Annotated in this window: 15 protein-coding genes; 4 read left to right on the forward strand and 11 right to left on the reverse strand. The window is 41.3% G+C overall.

The annotated features are described in order from the left end of the window. Positions 1-217: 217 nt before the first annotated feature. The 6 genes from AABK40_RS14160 to AABK40_RS14185 form a co-directional block, all read right to left on the reverse strand. A complete protein-coding gene (locus AABK40_RS14160; RefSeq protein WP_338398357.1) occupies positions 218-1,549 on the reverse strand; it encodes a DEAD/DEAH box helicase in 1,332 nt (443 codons plus the stop codon). A gap of 332 nt (positions 1,550-1,881) precedes the next feature. Beyond that, positions 1,882-2,232, reverse strand: a complete 351-nt coding sequence (locus tag AABK40_RS14165; protein WP_338398358.1) for a DUF6984 family protein — start codon at positions 2,230-2,232, stop codon at positions 1,882-1,884. Between the two features lie 39 nt (positions 2,233-2,271). Continuing rightward, positions 2,272-2,424: a hypothetical protein gene (locus tag AABK40_RS14170; RefSeq protein WP_338398359.1), complete on the reverse strand. Its 153-nt coding sequence runs from the start codon at positions 2,422-2,424 to the stop codon at positions 2,272-2,274. A gap of 67 nt (positions 2,425-2,491) precedes the next feature. Beyond that, on the reverse strand, positions 2,492-2,848 hold the full coding sequence (locus AABK40_RS14175; RefSeq protein ID WP_332921523.1) for a YidH family protein: 357 nt from the start codon (positions 2,846-2,848) through the stop codon (positions 2,492-2,494). A 61-nt stretch (positions 2,849-2,909) separates the two neighbouring features. Continuing rightward, positions 2,910-6,464 carry an AAA family ATPase gene (locus AABK40_RS14180; RefSeq protein WP_338398360.1) on the reverse strand — a complete coding sequence of 1,185 codons (3,555 nt, stop codon included), beginning with the start codon at positions 6,462-6,464 and terminating at the stop codon, positions 2,910-2,912. Between the two features lie 3 nt (positions 6,465-6,467). Continuing rightward, positions 6,468-7,727, reverse strand: coding sequence for a metallophosphoesterase family protein (locus AABK40_RS14185; protein ID WP_338398361.1), 1,260 nt, complete (start codon positions 7,725-7,727; stop codon positions 6,468-6,470). Positions 7,728-7,942: 215 nt separating this feature from the next. Between AABK40_RS14185 and AABK40_RS14190 the strand changes: the two genes are divergently transcribed. Continuing rightward, the gene (locus AABK40_RS14190) at positions 7,943-8,485 is read left to right on the forward strand and encodes a hypothetical protein (protein ID WP_338398362.1); all 543 of its coding nucleotides are present in this window, start codon (positions 7,943-7,945) and stop codon (positions 8,483-8,485) included. Positions 8,486-8,775: 290 nt separating this feature from the next. Here the strand turns inward: AABK40_RS14190 and AABK40_RS14195 are convergent, their stop codons facing one another. From AABK40_RS14195 to AABK40_RS14210, 4 genes are all read right to left on the reverse strand, one after another. After that, positions 8,776-9,525: a DUF6794 domain-containing protein gene (locus AABK40_RS14195; RefSeq protein WP_338398363.1), complete on the reverse strand. Its 750-nt coding sequence runs from the start codon at positions 9,523-9,525 to the stop codon at positions 8,776-8,778. Between the two features lie 82 nt (positions 9,526-9,607). Next, positions 9,608-10,006 carry a hypothetical protein gene (locus AABK40_RS14200; RefSeq protein WP_332921527.1) on the reverse strand — a complete coding sequence of 133 codons (399 nt, stop codon included), beginning with the start codon at positions 10,004-10,006 and terminating at the stop codon, positions 9,608-9,610. A 108-nt stretch (positions 10,007-10,114) separates the two neighbouring features. Beyond that, entirely contained in the window at positions 10,115-10,558 is a 444-nt protein-coding gene (locus AABK40_RS14205) for a MarR family winged helix-turn-helix transcriptional regulator (protein WP_338398364.1), read from the reverse strand. 46 nt (positions 10,559-10,604) lie between these two features. Beyond that, entirely contained in the window at positions 10,605-11,087 is a 483-nt protein-coding gene (locus tag AABK40_RS14210; RefSeq protein WP_332921529.1) for a glutathione peroxidase, read from the reverse strand. Between the two features lie 457 nt (positions 11,088-11,544). Between AABK40_RS14210 and AABK40_RS14215 the strand changes: the two genes are divergently transcribed. Further along, the gene (locus tag AABK40_RS14215; RefSeq protein ID WP_332921530.1) at positions 11,545-12,522 is read left to right on the forward strand and encodes a ribonucleotide-diphosphate reductase subunit beta; all 978 of its coding nucleotides are present in this window, start codon (positions 11,545-11,547) and stop codon (positions 12,520-12,522) included. A gap of 43 nt (positions 12,523-12,565) precedes the next feature. After that, entirely contained in the window at positions 12,566-14,248 is a 1,683-nt protein-coding gene (locus tag AABK40_RS14220) for a ribonucleoside-diphosphate reductase subunit alpha (protein WP_338398365.1), read from the forward strand. Between the two features lie 125 nt (positions 14,249-14,373). Here the strand turns inward: AABK40_RS14220 and AABK40_RS14225 are convergent, their stop codons facing one another. Further along, complete coding sequence (locus AABK40_RS14225; protein ID WP_338397304.1) at positions 14,374-15,882, reverse strand: IS1634 family transposase; 1,509 nt, start codon at positions 15,880-15,882, stop codon at positions 14,374-14,376. 120 nt (positions 15,883-16,002) lie between these two features. Between AABK40_RS14225 and AABK40_RS14230 the strand changes: the two genes are divergently transcribed. After that, positions 16,003-16,305 (forward strand): hypothetical protein, encoded by a 303-nt coding sequence (locus AABK40_RS14230; protein WP_421953314.1) that lies wholly within the window; start codon positions 16,003-16,005, stop codon positions 16,303-16,305. Positions 16,306-16,377 lie beyond the last annotated feature (72 nt).

The raw sequence follows: 16,377 nt of genomic DNA on the forward strand, positions 1-16,377 counted from the left end.
TGGAAAAATTACGAATGGAGGGGATTTTGGATGACCTCAGCAAGAATAATCAAAATAAAAAGTAAAGGATGGTTAAAGTTAAAAAAATAATACAAATAGTTAAATTTTGAATTTTGCACACCTGATGAATTTCTTACATCTTATCTTACATGATCTTGTTTGGAATATTAAAGAAAAAAGGGCTGTTTTTTCATAGAACAGCCCTTTAAAAGATTTATTATCTGGCAATACCAATTCTTACCGACCTTTTTTTGATTTTCTCCTCACGGAGTTGCTTACTTACTCTTTGTGCAACATCAGCGGAAACAGCCACAAAAGCGCAGAAGTCAAGGACATCAATCTTACCGATTTGCTGTTTTTCAAGCCCTCCTTTCTGGCAGAGCAATCCAACGATGTCTATTTTGTTGACTTTGTCTTTTTTTCCTCTGCTGATAAATAAGGTCGTCCATAGGGGCGCTGGAATGCTTCGTTGTTCTTCGGCTTCAAGATCAAAGGAGATCGCTTCCATATTGGTGGGCAGATAATCAATGTCCCCTTTTTTATCGGAAAGCATCACATAAGCAGTACCATTTTTATCCATCCGTGCGGTTCGGCCATTTCTATGCGTGAACGTAGCCACCTGTCGTGGTAACTGGTAATGAATCACATGGGCCACCTGATCGATATCCAGACCACGGCCTGCCAAATCAGTGGTAATCAAAAAATGTGCACTGCCATTTCTGAATTTGATGATGGCGCGCTCTCTTTCTTGTTGGTCTAAATCTCCGTGATAGGGGATACAATCAATTTTGTCGAGAGTCAGTTGTTCATGAATTCTGCGTACCGCATCCTTGTGGTTACAAAAGATGATGGTCGATTCTCCGCCAATTTCACCCAATAAGGCGCGCAGACCGATATATTTATCCTCATCTGCCGTTGTGAGGCTCTTTAATTGTAGCTCACTTTTGGTATGCTCTTCTGAAAAGTCAAGCAAATGGGCATCAGGCATATTGATGAATTCAGGCACTTCGATGTCAGCCGTAGCAGAGATCAGAAATTTATGTGTCACATTGGGCAAGTGGAAAAAGATGTCAGCCATGTCGCGCAAAAAGCCCATTTCCAAACTTTTGTCGAACTCATCAAGGATCAGGTGCTTGATCGTGCTGCCATCAATGTTTTCTTTATCGAAATGGTCAAGTAATCGGCCCGGTGTTCCGACAATGATACTTGGCATGTGCCTAAAGTTGTTAATTTCAGTCCTCATCGGATGCCCACCATAGACACTGTTGATTTTATAGTTGGTCCTCATTTTCTTGAAAACGGACTCAATCTGTAAGGCCAATTCTCTGGAAGGTGAGATGATCAGGGCCTGTACACCTTCTACCTCAGGATCAAGTTCTGCGAGGATCGGAAGAAGAAAGCCTAATGTTTTTCCACTACCTGTTGGTGACCAAAGCTGTAAATTTTTCTTTACAGGGTAATTTGCCAAGCAAGCCTCCTGCATTTTATTTGGGCTTTTGATACCTAAATTTTTCAGGTAGGGAGAGAAATCGAATGCGTGATCTGCCATAGCATTTTATCAATAAAGAAATTAAAATTTTAGCTATATGTATATTTTAGACAAATAGCTTTCTAAAATTCATGTGGATTATTTAAGATAATCCTCAAAAAGGAAAAGTATTTTGTGTAATATTTTCCTCGGTAATTATCAAATTTAAATAATTGAAATTTCAATTAATGTTATAAAACAAATTTGATAAAGAGATGATGTTAGATTAATATATAAATTATTTTGAATGATTATAAACCCTTAAATTGTAGACGGTTAAGAAAGGGTTAAGCCATCAGGTATAATTCTTTTTAGATTTTGAGGGGAGAAGGGGTTCTCCCCATTTTTTTACCCTAAATTAAGGCGTTAGGGTCTTTAACGGCAACTTTTTCAGGGGTTGGATAAGTGATCAATTTAGAAAAATCTTTCTTCCAGAAATCCATATCCAAAATTTCGTGTTCACTGTTTTGCGTCAGCGTAATAACCACGGGCGTTTGGTCACTGTCAGTATAAATCACCTGAACAAGGTCATTCAAGTAAGGTGCTTTATTAAAGTCAGTAAAATTTATACTGCCCATTTTTCCGCCTTCATATTCTTCTACCTCGGTTGGGATGTTGATACTGTCAGGATCTAAACCTGCCAATTTCAGTAAATGACGAACAAGGGTCATTTCATTTTCTCGGATAGTTCTGCGTTCATTCATGACTGCAAGTTAATGCTTTTTTCGCAAACCGACGCATTATTATTGGCCTTCGGTTTGTTCGGTTAATTTAGTCGATTGGCAAATAGGCGTCAATGGAGCGTACTTCAGGCCTTTGTCACCACTGATATATGGCTTAGCTGCTTCCAAGAGCCGATCAAGTTTTGCCTGTTTGGTTTGGTGGTTTACAGTCATTATGCACTCAGGGATTGCCAGAAAGTCCGTTTATGTTCATCAACCTATGAACCAATAAAATGACAGGTTAAAGCGGTTTCATCGTGATAATGATCAGGCTGATCACGATGTTCATTATGAGACTGGTGATGCATACAAACATCATGAAGGTTTTTGAAAATTTGGTCGGCAGCTCGGTAGGCCCTAATTTATTAAGGGAGTAATAAATGTGGAGGACCGACAGCAGGGAGAAAAGGCAAGTGCCGAAGCACAGGAAGCCGACGATCCAGTGTAAGGAAGCCATGGAAATGACGCCAGTGATGGCTTCCATGGTGAATTTTTTGATCAGAAAGGTAAATCCGAGCAAGGCGACTTCGGTGCGTACCCATGCCAGCAAAGTTCGTTCGGTGGCAAAAAACACTCTGGGGTCTTGTAAATAGGCCATATTTTAGGTTGATCAGCTTGAGGTGAAAAGGGAACGCTGGCACGAATGCCAGCGTAAATTTTTAGTGTTGGATGGTCAGTTTAGAATATCCTGCACCTGTTTTTTCCAAACGGATTTGGGTGCTTATTCGTTCCTGTAGCTCAGGTACGTGGGAAATGATGATGATCTTCTTTCCAGTTTTGTCCTGAAGGTTTTCAAGCGTGGCGAGGACCTCCTCAAGGGTGGCTTTATCGAGCGTACCGAATCCCTCATCTATAAATAGGCTTTCAATTTTCACTTTTTGACTCGCCATATCAGACAAGCCCAAAGCCATAGAAAGCGCCAAAAGAAAAGTTTCGCCGCCAGAGAGGGTTTTTATCGCCCTGATCTCATTGCCCATTTCAATATCTCTGATATAGAGATCATCTTCGTTGCTATGCTCAGGAATACCAACAAACTGATATCGTTTATTCAGCATATTCAGGTATTTGTTGGCGTATTCAAGCAGTATTCCCAACATCAGCGACTGGGCGTAATTATTAAACTTATCTCCTTCAGCACTGCCAATCAGTTCGTTGAGAATATACCAAACCTTGGCATTTTCTGCTTGTTTTTTGATTTTCTGATCGAGTGACTTTGAATAGGATAATATCGAGTCGTTGTGATTGAGCTTGGCTTTCAGGTTTGCCATTTCCTGGGTAAAATGGTGGTGTTCCTCGGCCTTTGTTTGCAGGAGGTCGTCCATTTTTTCAGGCGCAATACTTTGGTCACCAATCTTGCTTTGCAACTCACGAATATTCTTTTCAGTACCCTGTAAACGTTCCTTTAGCCTGGTGTTTTCCTGATGCAGGGCTTCTCTTTTGGCCTTCCATCCCTCGGCTTGTGCTTTATACTTCAGGACGGTTTCAAAGGCCGACCGTTCCGACATTTTCAGCTTTGCCAATGCCTGTTCAAATGCTTCCTTCAGCGCATTGATGCTCGATTTGAGGCGTTGTTGCTTTTCCCTGCTCGCGATGGTCAGCTGTTGCTTCTGCTCAATTTCCTGCTTGTTGAGGGCGAGTTTTTGTTCCTCATTTTGTAAGGCGGTAGTGCTGGCTTGCTGTTTTGCTGCCCACTGCTGCTTTTCATTTTCCGTTTCCTGATCGCCAAAAATGGTTTGTCGCTGTTGTTGCAGGTCTTTAAGGACAGTATTTAACTGCTCAATTTCCACCTGAGATTTTGTCAGCTCGGCAGTGTTCAATTCAAGTTGCTCTTTGGCATTCTGAAGGTCATTACGATGAATGGAGCAAGCTTCAGAAAGGTTGTTTAGCGCCTCTTTATTGGTTTCAAAAAGCTGTGCATGCTGTGTTAAAGCGGAGAGGTCGGCATCGGGAATGAGTTGTTGATAAGGGGCAATACGCTGTGCTATTTTTCCTTCAGCTTCCGTGATTCTGTCCGTATAGATTTTTATTTCTGACAATTCACTGATCATGAGCTCGTACCGTTTCAGCATATCAGCCTGTTGCTTTGCAGTATGAACTGTCGCTATGGTCGATGGAATATTTTCTGACTGTAGCGGTGTGCCCGTTAAATTGGAAGCCTTAATTTTTGTGATTTCATCAGCGATCTGCTGCGATTTCTCACCGATGCTCTTCAGGGATTTTTCATATTCTTCAATTTTGAAAATCGCTTGCTTGAGGCGGCCTTCCGAATCCATTAATTGCTTTTCAGTCGATACTTTTTGCTTTTCTGTTAGTTGAACATTTTTTTCCGCCCTGCTGATCAATGACTGATCGGTAGGTTGGTCAGCAAGTGGGTGATCCGTTGCGCCGCAAACAGGGCACTGCTCCTGCGGTAGAAGTTTTGACCGTAGGTACGCCACGCCCTGATCATGCATCAATTTGGTATTTTCATACTCCTTTTTTGCAATGTCAAATTCGTTTTCATGTACCTTCAATTGCACCGTCAATTGCTGATGCTCGGCCTTGGTTTTCACTTTCTCCGCCAGTACCAATTTAATATTTTGCTGACAAAGCTGTTGTTCTTGCTCAACCTGTTGCTGGTCTTTAAATAATCTTTCAGCTTGTTCCAGCAATGAGATTTGTGCCTTAAAGGTGTCCTCATCCCATTTATAGGCCAATTGCTCCTGAAGTTCAGTACAGCTTTTTTCAGTTGTTGAAATCCACTCAGGAATCATGTCCGCAAGTTGTTGTTTCGCAAGGGCATCCTTAATTTTGCCCACCAGTTTGTCGCTGTTGATCGTGTTCAGCTTGCTTTCAATCGCCTGTTGCTGATCAGCCATCTGTGCCTTGATATTTTCGAGAAATGGCAGGTCGTTACGCAAATGTTCGAGCTGTTGAAACTGCTCGAGCCAAGCTTGCTTTTGTTCGCGTTGTTCCTGCAACTTTTCGGATTTCTCCTGCAGGGACACAATTTTTTGTTGGATTGCCTGCTGTTTTTTGACCGCCGATTGATGGTTTGGCTCAAGGTGGGCAAGGGTACTTTGGTGTGCTTTTATCTGCTGATCAAGTACTTCGGTTTGTTGGATAAGTACCAATTTCTCCTCGAAAGCCTTATTGAATTCAGCATGCGCTTGCTTTCTTTTTTCAACTTCCTTTTTCAATTGCTCCTTCAGCATCAATAAACCTTCCACAGCACCCGATAAATCGTGGAGGCTTTTTAATTCTTCCTGCAGTTGATCTTCTTTGTTTTTCAGGGCTTCAAAATCTGCCAAGTAGGGCAGACAAGCCTCGTAATTTTGAAGTTTCTGTTCCTCCTCCGCAAATGCAGTACATTCCTGTGTCAGTTCCTGAATTGCGGTGTCGGTTTGTAGCTTTTCAGCCTGTTTCTGCTTCAGTGCCTTGAAATTGTTCAGCTGCTCTTTCAGCACCTTAATTTCTTCTTCCAAAGCCACTGATTGAGGTTGAAGACGCTCAATTTCTTCATTTATCAAAATGATTTCTTCCGCACTCAGACATTTTTGAGCCTCCTTTTCTTGTTTCAGTTGAAGGATGGCGTCTTGCAGCGTTTTATTCTTTAAATACGAAGCCTTGGAAATTTCCCTAAAATCGAATGATCGGGTGATTTTTTCCAGCAACGCATTTCTGTCCTTTTTATTGGCACGCAGGAATTTGGCAAAAGCGCCCTGCGAGAGCATCACTCCTTTAATAAACTGATCATAATTCAGCCCCACGATTTCTTCGATCAATGGTCGGACTTTGCTTTCTGCCCCTTTGGCGAGGATTTCCCCCTCTTCACTATGTAAATTGCCGAGCGCAGAAAACTCCATATGGTAGGCCTGAATCTTATGCTTGGCTTCTCCTTTTTTTCCTTTTCTTGCCGACCATTTTGCCCGATAATAGGCGATGCTGCCGTTCTTCTTGATTTCAAAATCAATACTTACCCCAGCTTCAGATTCACCTCGGGTAACAATTCCGCCACTTTGCTCAAGTTCTTTGGCACTGAGGCTTTTATTGTAGCGTGGGGTTTTATTGAACAACGCCAATAAAACGGCGTCGAGAATGGTGGTTTTTCCTGCACCTGTATCTCCCACAATGGCCAACAAATCGACTTGCTTCAGCTCTTCACCTTCAAAATCGATGGTATGCTTTCCCTTCAGGGAGTTGAGATTATGAATAACAATTTTATTGATTTTCATGGCTTAGTCGTTTTTGGTGGTGTTTTCAGCAAGAGTGAAAAAGGCTTCGAGCACTTCCTTTTTAGTGAGTTCGTCTAAATCAACGGCCAGTTCAAGGCGTGCCTGAAAAACTTTCTCCGCCGTAAATTCCTGCTGATTGATTTGGTGCTTTTGGAAGAGCTGTTGCGCATCTCGGCTGTCGTGGGTAAAAACAATACTGCTTTTAACAATGATGGCGTGTTTTTGTGACTGATGAAATTCCTCGCGCCATTCATCGAATCGGGAACGTAACAGTGGATCGTAATCCTTTTCCACCAATTTTACCTCTATTAAAGAGGGGGCAGTGAATGTTTCGAACTGATCCGCCTTAAGTTTGATCTCTGCCAAGGTGCCTTTGAGGGTGATGAATTTTCGATAGACGGGAATTCGGATTTTGTCAATCGCCTGAATTTTCTGCCCCTTGATCGTGATGAGGTTGCATTGCGATTTATAATTGCGTTCTGCAAAACTCAAAGGGTAGGGCGCACCCGAGTAGTGAATTTCCGTTGGACCACTGATTTGCTGTGGCAGATGAATATGGCCCAGTGCGACATAATCGAAAGTGGCAGGGAAAATACTGCTGTTCACCGATGCCTGATGCCCCATTTGGATCGGGCGCTCGCTGTCCGGAACTTTTTGGTCGCCTTCCTCCGTTTCTGGAATTTCAAGTTTCACCCCCTGAGTGTACAGGTGTCCCATGGCGATTTTTGGCGCCTCCGCCAGTCGGGCAGTCATTTTCTCAGCAAGGTTTGCATAAATGGTTTCAATTCCCGACCTGATGGCGACCTCAGGTTCAATGGTAGGATCGCTGACACTTTTTCGTAGGTCCTGATCCCTTAAAAAAGGAATGGCACCCACTAAAACTGTTTCGTCGCCAGACTGAAATGTTATAATATGCTCGTCAAGCTCCTCTTCGAGTTGGCAGGCCACATCAATATTGAGGGCTTTAAGAATGCTTTTCGGCACGCGCATATTGGCTCTGCCATCGTGATTACCATCGGTAATGATGATCTTTTCAGGATAATTGGCCTTGAACAGCTGGGCAAGAAAATTATTATAAAGTTCCTGAGCACCCATTGGTGGGTGGGCGGTATCGAAAATATCTCCAGCAATCAGCAGGAGATTAATTTGTTGTTCATTTATGTAATCGGTGAGCCATTGCAAAAAATAGCGTTGGTCTTCAAGGAGGTCAAACTGATGGAGTTTTTTACCTAAATGCCAATCCGAAGTATGTAAAATTTTCATAATGGAGTTCTTTATGCCCTACAAATTAAAGATTATTTGCCCATTTTATGATAGACAAACGAGGATATTTAAGGGCAAAAGAATGCTTTCAGGGATCAATAATGTAATATCTGATGAAGTGATATTTATAATTTCCGCCTTCAGATTTCAATAATTATTGGTAGGTTGTTTTTGGCACTTTATTTGGATTAGCTATGAAAACAAAACTACTACTTATGAAAACTACCCTAAAATTAATTGTTGCCTTCCTGTTTTTGTCGACCGTTTTTACAGCTTGTTCAAAAGATAACGATCCTGTTGCCAACTTAACAAGTGATATTAGCGGTACCTATAAGCCTCAAACTTATGAGTCAATGGCTAAAGGTTTGGATGGAATATTTGCTGAAGGTGCTCAGGCACAGCATCAGAGCCTGAAAAAGGGCGTTGTACCTAAAGGCGCAACATTGATTGTGAGCCGTGAGGATGACAATCATATTAATATTGTGGTTGACCCACATATGAAAGCGGCGGATGTGATGACTTTCAATCATTTGAAAGTGTCCTTTAACGCTGGAGTGTATACTTTCTCTTCGGATAATAAAATGCCTGAGAAAAAGCAATCGTGGTTGCAATCAGCTTATAATGTTGATCCTAATGCGGGTAACCCATTGGCGGGTTTGAAAATCGGCGGAACCCACGGGAGCATTAAAGATGGTAAACTAACCTTGGAACAAGACATGATGGGTGTTCCTGTGGTGAAAATTATCGCTCAAAAATAGAATTACATAACGCTACAAGTATAAACGCTAAATTAACCATGCTTTTTTCATAAGGCATGGTTTTTTTGTGTCCAATAAATCCGCTGAAAATCGGCTCGCATATGAGTAGTGCGGAATTTAACCCACAACTGTCTCAAATAGCTAAGTAGCCAAAACTACGATTTCACAGTTAACTTTCAAATTTTAATTAGCTCGTCAAATCGTAGATTTGGCGGGCTCAAATACAGCACAAACCCTCATAAATGCTACGTTCCCCGCATTACTTATGATGCATTGTTGCCAACAGTTACTTATTCAATCGTTTCCCAATTATCATAATTTGTCCACTTAATTTCTCCTTTTCTCATAATTTCCTTCTTGTCCTTTTCTTTCAGAACCCATTCCGTTTCTTTTTTGATATATTCGTCACTTATTGAAAGGATAATCCCATCCTCGTCACAACTTTCAAAAAGCTGAATTTGGAGTTTTAAATCAACCGTGTCTTTTTTAAGGACTATACCTCTTGCGAAACAAGAATCATCCATGTATTTATCTTCTTGTTCTTTCGAGATGAAATCAAAGTTGTATAAGAAATCAACTGTGTCATTAATGCTGAACTCGTTAAAATCATTTCTTTTTCTTTCAAATTCAGCTTGCTTTGTTTTTTTCCAATATGCGATATAATACTTAACCTGTTCGTCAATTTTAACATCCTGTTTATTTAAATACCTATGAAAAGACGTCAAAATAATGCTCGACATATCATCAGGGTGATTTATCCCTAAATCACGAAAATATTTTGAAATACCAGAATCTCCTTTCCATAATCCCCAACTGTTCCTAATTCCCATTCCTGTCCCAAAATGCAACTCAACTACTGCGTCATTTTCAGGCTTGCTTTTAAATTCCTCTTTATCAGAATCACTCCATTTACAATCAAGATAATTCAATGCGTCATCCAAATCAGTCGGAATGTATTTGTCAGGATATTTCCTACAATCAACTTGTGCAAAAATCGAAGTTGAAAATATCGTCAATATAATTATCAGTTTAGCTGGCATGTTCTTTTAATTGTTGGCAACGTGAATATATCAGGCAGACCGACAGGTTTAATGATACTTTTCAACGGATTTCAGGAATCGTTTATTGCTCGTTATGCGCTTGGAGCATGGAGATTAATTGGCGTTTATTAATCCGAGCATTCGTGTCGAGCTGCTTGAGGCTTTGAGCGATGGTCTGTTTCGATTGTTTCGACAAACCGAAAAGGCCAAAATGAATTTCTGTGCGTTTTTGGTTTTCATCCACAAAAAAATATTTCATCTTAAAGGAAGGACTTCTGCGGCTGTCGAATGGCGTGGCGACGGTAACGAAGCTTAATTCGCCAATGGACTGACTCCTGACATACGGTGCCTTCCCCTGCGTCTGATGGTAAATGCCCCTTGACCAGTGCTGTGGCATGGATTCCTTTTTTTCGTGCTCGCCATTGGCGTGCGCGGCATGGGCAATGAGGCCAAATAAGAATAGAAAAAAAATATTTTTCATAGGTTGGAGGATTTGCTGTGGTGTAGTTTCTTCCTTAATCTATGAAAAATATATCGAAAATTATAGTTAAACAGTCAAACGAACGGAAATTCCTTCCTTCGGGATATTTTATTGCAGCTGTGCAATGAATGCCTGAAGGGTCTGTTTTAGGGCGATCATTTCCGCCTGTGGAATCTCCTCCACCTTTAGGGAAGCCTTCAGTTCCTCAGGGATTTTCAGGGCATCCTCTTTCATTGCTTTGCCTTTTTCGGAGAGTAACACAATCACTTTACGCTCGTCTTCACTTGATTTTGTCCTGCTGATAAGACCCAGTGTTTCCATGCGCTTCAATAAAGGGGTGATGGTGTTGGTGTTCAGAATCAGTTTTTTGGCAATGTCATTGACAGGTTGCGCATCCTCTTCCCATAAAACCATCAAGACCAGATATTGTGGATACGTCAGGTTCAGCTTATTCAAAAATGGCTGGTAAGCCCTGACAATCAGCCTTGAGGTGGCATACAAGGGGAAGCAAAGTTGATTGTCGAGTTTTAACGGGTCATATTTATCGTTCATAGCCTCAATGATTTTTTACGGGGCAAAGGTGAAAAGAATTCGGCTTTTAAGACAAGCAATTTTTCAGGTCTTTTTCAATTTTCTGTGGTTTGGTTGTTGGCGAGTAGCGCTTCAGCACATGTCCTTGATCGCTGATGAGAAACTTCGTGAAGTTCCATTTGATTCTTGACCCAAACCAGCCAGATTTCTTATCCTTTAAATATTTGTACAGCGGATGGGCATTATCACCATTGACCTCTATTTTCTCAAACATTGGAAAGGAAACCCCATAATTGATCAGGCATCCTTCCTGAATGTCTGAGGCCGTTCCTGGCTCCTGATTGCCGAATTGGTTACAGGGGAAGCCTAAAATAACGAAATCCTGGTCTTTATATTTTTTGTACAAGGCTTCGAGTCCTTCATACTGAGGCGTAAGTCCGCATTTACTCGCAGTATTAACCACCAGAACGGTTTTGCCTTTAAAATCTTCCATGGATATTTTTTTCCCTGTCAGGGTATTGGCCTCGAAATTATAAAATTGTGGATTCATGATGATGAAAATATTGGTATAGGATTATTTATGTCGTGTGCGACAAAAATAAAAACGATAAGTAGAAATAAAAAGTTTTTGGGGGTGAATTATTCGCGCATAGGGGTGGATGATAATTTTATTAAATATGATATTTTAATGATTAAGTGTTAATAATGAGAGTAGGTGTTATTGAGCTCAAAGTGGTGGATTGCAGGTAAAAAAAATTTGGTTTTCAATCAGATAGGGCTTTGAAATTGAGGATCGCTGAAAAGGGCCAAGCTAATAAATGGACTATTTTAAGGTGATAAATATTAGTTTTTAAGGAATATTTAAGGTGAGAATTGCATCGGTTGTGGGCGACCGAAATTTTGAATTTTACTTTTTTTAAGGGGTGATTTTTGAGATTTTCCTTCAATAATCATTCTTATTATGTTTGTTTAACAATTTTGAACAACATAAAAACACCAAATAAACCATGGGGATCTTTGATCGACGCATTGCTTACAAACCACTTGAGTATCCTGAAGTTTTACCTTTTATTGATGCCATCAATCAGACCTTCTGGGTGCATTCAGAAGTAGATTTTTCGGCTGATATTCAAGACTTTAAAGTGAACTTCTCTGAAAAGGAGCAATTTGCAGTGAAGAATGCGTTGAAATCCATCGCTCAGGTAGAAGTGTCGGTGAAGCAATATTGGGGGAACTTATTCCGCCACCTGCCCAAGCCGGAATTTAACGGGCTCGGTGCTACTTTTGCGGAATGTGAGTGGCGACATTCTGAGGCATATTCCCGCCTGTTGGAGGTTTTGGGTATTGCCGACGATGAGTTTGAAGCATTTGTGGCGCGTAAAGAAATTCAGGGGCGCCTTGAGGTGCTGACCCAAAATATACAGCTGAAGAGTGACCACAGCCGCAAGGACTTTTTGAAATCCCTTGCTGTTTTCGCCCTGTTGGTAGAGAACGTCAGTCTTTTCAGTCAGTTTGCCATCATTTTGTCTTTTACGAAATTCAAGGGGCAGCTGAAAAACACTTCAAATATCATCGCCTGGACGTCCAAGGATGAGCAAATTCATGCCAATGCAGGCATTTGGCTCTTTAATCAGGTGGCCAAAGAATACCCTGAACTGATTGATGAGGAGTTTCTTTCGGACTTAAAACAAATTGCTGCGGATTCCCTGAAGGTTGAGGATCAGATTCTGGACATGATCTTTGAACATGGAGAACTGGAGCATATCTCCAAATATGATTTGAAACAGTTCATGATTGCACGTACGGCGAAAAGCCTGGAAGATATTGGCATCCATGATTTTTCCAAACCTGACCCTGAAGCCGTCAAGCGGATGCTGTGGTTTGAAGAGGAAGTATTTGCCAATACGCAGGACGATTTCTTTGCCAAGCGACCTGTTGATTATTCGAAGCATAACCAGTCCATTACTGCCGACGATTTATTTTAACCGACCTATTTAAAGACATTAACGACAATTACCGATTTTACCAATGATTACACCTATTAACACCCAAAGAGAACGATACGATTGGCTGACTGAAGAATCGCAGGTAATGCTGGAGCGAGGGTACTTGCTTGAAGGCGAAAATGTGGATGATGCCGTTCGCCGTGTGGCCAATGCCGCAGGGAAATATTACAAAGGAACAGCGCTGGAAGGCGTGGAAGAGCAATTTTACGACCTGATTTCTTACGGTTACCTTTCTTTGGCTTCGCCGATATGGGCAAATATGGGAACCGTTCGCGGCTTGCCGATTTCCTGTTTCGGTAGTTATGTGGGCGACAGTGTTTCCTCCATAGTGGATTGTCATTCGGAAGCGGCGATGATGTCGAAGCTTGGTGGTGGAACCTCCGGCTATTTTGGGGATTTGCGTCCTCGGGGTGCAAAAATCACGGGTAATGGAACCTCCAACGGGCCGGTGTCTTTCATGAAAATGTTTGATACCATGGTAAATGTGGTTTCGCAGGGGAATGTTCGTCGAGGTGCTTTTGCGGCCTATATGAATGTTGAACATGCCGACATTGAGGAGTTTTTGGAGATTAAATCTATTGGGAATGATATTCAGAACCTGTTTTATGGGGTAACGATCTCTGATCAGTGGATGGAGGAAATGATCGGTGGAGATATGGATAAGCGTCGGGTGATGGCAAAAATCATCAAATCACGTCAGGAGAAAGGCTTGCCCTACATTATGTTTTCGGACACGGTAAACAACAATACGGTAGATGTTTACAAAGACAAAGGGATGCGTATTCACAATTCCAACCTGTGTACTGAAATTGCTTTGCCGAATGGTCTGGATGAGTCCTTTGTATGTTGTCTGGCGTCGATTAATTTGGAACGCTGGGACGAAATTGAAGGGAAGGGCTATATTCCAATGATGATTTATTTCCTCGATGCCGTGATGCAGGAGTTTATCGACAAGTCGGAGGAGCAGTCGTTTTTGACCAAAGCACGAAAATTTGCTATGCGTCACCGTGCGCTCGGACTTGGCGTAATGGGCTGGCATTCTTATTTGCAGTCACGTGATCTACCTTTCGACTGCCTGACTTCCACCATTTTGAATAAGAATATCTGGAAGGAAATTCAGGCGGAATCTATGCGCGGCTCAACTGTATTGGCAGAGGTAATGGGCGAGCCCGAATTACTGAAAGGTTATGGCAGAAGAAACACCACGCTGAACACCATTGCACCGACCACCTCTTCGGCGAGTATTTTGGGGCAGGTATCACCAGGTATTGAGCCTGTAAACAGTAATTATTTTACGGTAGGTTTGTCGCATGGAAACTTCACCCGAAAGAACAAATATTTGGTGGCTTTGCTCGACCGTAAAGGGGAGAACACAGCAGAGGTGTGGAAATCAATTATGCTGATGCAAGGTTCTGTGCAGCATTTGGACTTCCTGACCGAAGATGAGAAAGAGGTTTTCAAAACGTTCAAGGAGATCAATCAGTATGGCATTGTTCAGCAAGCGGCAGACCGTCAGCAATTTATTGATCAGTCGCAGTCAGTAAACCTGAATATTCCGCCGTCGGCGAGTCCAAAAGAGGTCAACGGTTTGATTATTCAAGCTTGGCGCCAACAGGTAAAAACACTGTATTATCAGCGTTCGCAGTCGGTGGCGCAGGGCTTGGCCAATACCATGAATGCGGAATGTTCTGCTTGTGCAGGATAAGGATTTTTGAAGGCATAAACGATAACTTCATTCTTCCATAAAATAGACCATATCGGGTGTTCCCGAGATTTAAAGGCTGCTTATTGGGCAGCCTTTTTCCTGTTTTCGCCATCGGGACACCCAAGTCAAAAATTGAATAATTCCGCTAATTTTACCTGCTCTGGTTGCAACAAAAGTACTTTGTTTATTTTGCTGCCATCTGACAGTGGAACTTGAATTTCATAAATGCTTCGAGCAATTTTGATTGCCTGTTCAGGACTTAGCCCTGCCTCTTTAATATTGAGCTGTCTCTCCAACTCTTTATGTACCTTATATGCAACAAAGGAAATGCAGATATGACTCTCAATTCTTTTTTGAATCCGATGGAATATAGGTCTAATTTTTAAGTCTGTCTTCGAGATACGAAAAGCTTTTTCAATTTTCCATAGTTCTCCATAATTGGCAATGATTTCATCAGAATTACCCTCTACGTTCGTTAAATAGCCTTTTAGGCCATCCCATTTACCATCTTCCTTGAACTTCTCTTCATCTAACTGCACCTTTACCTCGCCATCAAGTTTTAAATATTTGTTATAGCCTCTGTTATTGATATTGGACTTTGTAAGCTTACCTGATGCAATATTCTTCTTGAGTTTATCAAGCCCTTTTTGTCTGTTTTTACCATCCTTTTTGGCTCTTTTGTCAGAATATGTAATAATCAGCCTTAATCCATCAGGTTGAGCTATTTCAGCAGACTCTCCATTACCCAAAGTCAAGTTTAATATTTGGTCTTTGACTTCTTTGTTCATGTTCTTAATTCTTGCTCCGAGAATAAATCCATAGCCTTTATTAAGTAGTTCTTTTACATTTTTATTAGACATGAGCCCTGAATCAGCAACAACTACCAACTTGGTAATATTATATTTGTTGCAGAACTCATCCACGATAGGCAACATGGTATGCCCTTCAAACTTATTACCTTCAAATATTTCGTAAGCAAGTGGATAGCCTCCTCTACTAACCAATAAGCCCAGTACAATTTGCGGATTTTGATGTTTCCCCTCTTTTGAAAAGCCTGTTTTTCTTAAATCATCTTGATGATCTGTTTCAAAATAAAGAGTGGTTACATCATAAAATGCAATATTCACCTCGCCTTCTAAAACTTGTTTTGAGTGTTCGAAGCTAAGATGTTGTAATATCTCTTTATACTCAGAATGAACTTTATCCATTAGCCTGTAAACAGTATTGACAGACACATTCATTCCATGATTTAACGACCAATGCTCTGTCGTCGCAAGCTTGCTTACAGGGTATTCGATGCGAGAAAATACCAATCTTCGAAATAAGAGATCACCGACAAGATTAAAGCCTATTTCGTCATAAATGGAATTTAGCAGAAGATCAATGCCAACTGATTTGACTTGATCTATTTTGTCAAGGACCTGTTGAGTTTCGGTTCTTTGATTATCGAAATTAATGACAACCTGACCAGTCTGACCATGAATCCATCGATTTGCTTCATTTTTAAGTGCTAAAATCTCGTTTGGGTCAGCCGATGAGCCAAAAGTCTTAACAACTTTGTACTTTTTTGAGGATTTATAGATGACTTGGACACTGATGCTACCACTTTTATTGAGTTTTTCACGCACAAACATGCCTTAAATTAGGCAAAATTTAGAAACGGGACACCCACTTTTGACCTATTTTTATTGTAATCGATTGATTTTTAGGATGTAGCGAAAATCAGCCAAAAAAGGTGGCGAAGACAGGTGCTGATGCAAGGTTCTGTGCAGCATTTGGACTTCCTGACCGAAGATGAGAAAGAGGTTTTCAAAACGTTCAAGGAGATCAATCAGTATGGCATTGTTCAGCAAGCGGCAGACCGTCAGCAATTTATTGATCAGTCGCAGTCAGTAAACCTGAATATTCCGCCGTCGGCGAGTCCAAAAGAGGTCAACGGTTTGATTATTCAAGCTTGGCGCCAACAGGTAAAAACACTGTATTATCAGCGTTCGCAGTCGGTGGCGCAGGGCTTGGCCAATACCATGAATGCGGAATGTTCTGCTTGTGCAGGATAAGGATTTTTGAAGGCATAAACGATAACTTCATTCTTCCATAAAATAGACCATATCGGGTGTTCCCGAGATTTA

This window comes from Persicobacter psychrovividus, from assembly GCF_036492425.1.
Classification (GTDB): domain Bacteria; phylum Bacteroidota; class Bacteroidia; order Cytophagales; family Cyclobacteriaceae; genus Persicobacter; species Persicobacter psychrovividus.

Bases quoted from the DNA above. Each gene is read 5' to 3' on its own strand.
- AABK40_RS14190 (WP_338398362.1), top strand. From the start codon at position 7,943: ATGAAAACTACCCTAAAATTAATTGTTGCCTTCCTGTTTTTGTCGACC.
- AABK40_RS14215 (WP_332921530.1), top strand. From the start codon at position 11,545: ATGGGGATCTTTGATCGACGCATTGCTTACAAACCACTTGAGTATCCT.
- AABK40_RS14200 (WP_332921527.1), bottom strand. From the start codon at position 10,006: ATGAAAAATATTTTTTTTCTATTCTTATTTGGCCTCATTGCCCATGCC.
- AABK40_RS14230 (WP_421953314.1), top strand. From the start codon at position 16,003: ATGCAAGGTTCTGTGCAGCATTTGGACTTCCTGACCGAAGATGAGAAA.
- AABK40_RS14165 (WP_338398358.1), bottom strand. From the start codon at position 2,232: ATGAATGAACGCAGAACTATCCGAGAAAATGAAATGACCCTTGTTCGT.
- AABK40_RS14175 (WP_332921523.1), bottom strand. From the start codon at position 2,848: ATGGCCTATTTACAAGACCCCAGAGTGTTTTTTGCCACCGAACGAACT.
- AABK40_RS14220 (WP_338398365.1), top strand. From the start codon at position 12,566: ATGATTACACCTATTAACACCCAAAGAGAACGATACGATTGGCTGACT.
- AABK40_RS14185 (WP_338398361.1), bottom strand. From the start codon at position 7,727: ATGAAAATTTTACATACTTCGGATTGGCATTTAGGTAAAAAACTCCAT.
- AABK40_RS14195 (WP_338398363.1), bottom strand. From the start codon at position 9,525: ATGCCAGCTAAACTGATAATTATATTGACGATATTTTCAACTTCGATT.
- AABK40_RS14210 (WP_332921529.1), bottom strand. From the start codon at position 11,087: ATGAATCCACAATTTTATAATTTCGAGGCCAATACCCTGACAGGGAAA.
- AABK40_RS14170 (WP_338398359.1), bottom strand. From the start codon at position 2,424: ATGACTGTAAACCACCAAACCAAACAGGCAAAACTTGATCGGCTCTTG.
- AABK40_RS14160 (WP_338398357.1), bottom strand. From the start codon at position 1,549: ATGGCAGATCACGCATTCGATTTCTCTCCCTACCTGAAAAATTTAGGT.
- AABK40_RS14205 (WP_338398364.1), bottom strand. From the start codon at position 10,558: ATGAACGATAAATATGACCCGTTAAAACTCGACAATCAACTTTGCTTC.
- AABK40_RS14180 (WP_338398360.1), bottom strand. From the start codon at position 6,464: ATGAAAATCAATAAAATTGTTATTCATAATCTCAACTCCCTGAAGGGA.
- AABK40_RS14225 (WP_338397304.1), bottom strand. From the start codon at position 15,882: ATGTTTGTGCGTGAAAAACTCAATAAAAGTGGTAGCATCAGTGTCCAA.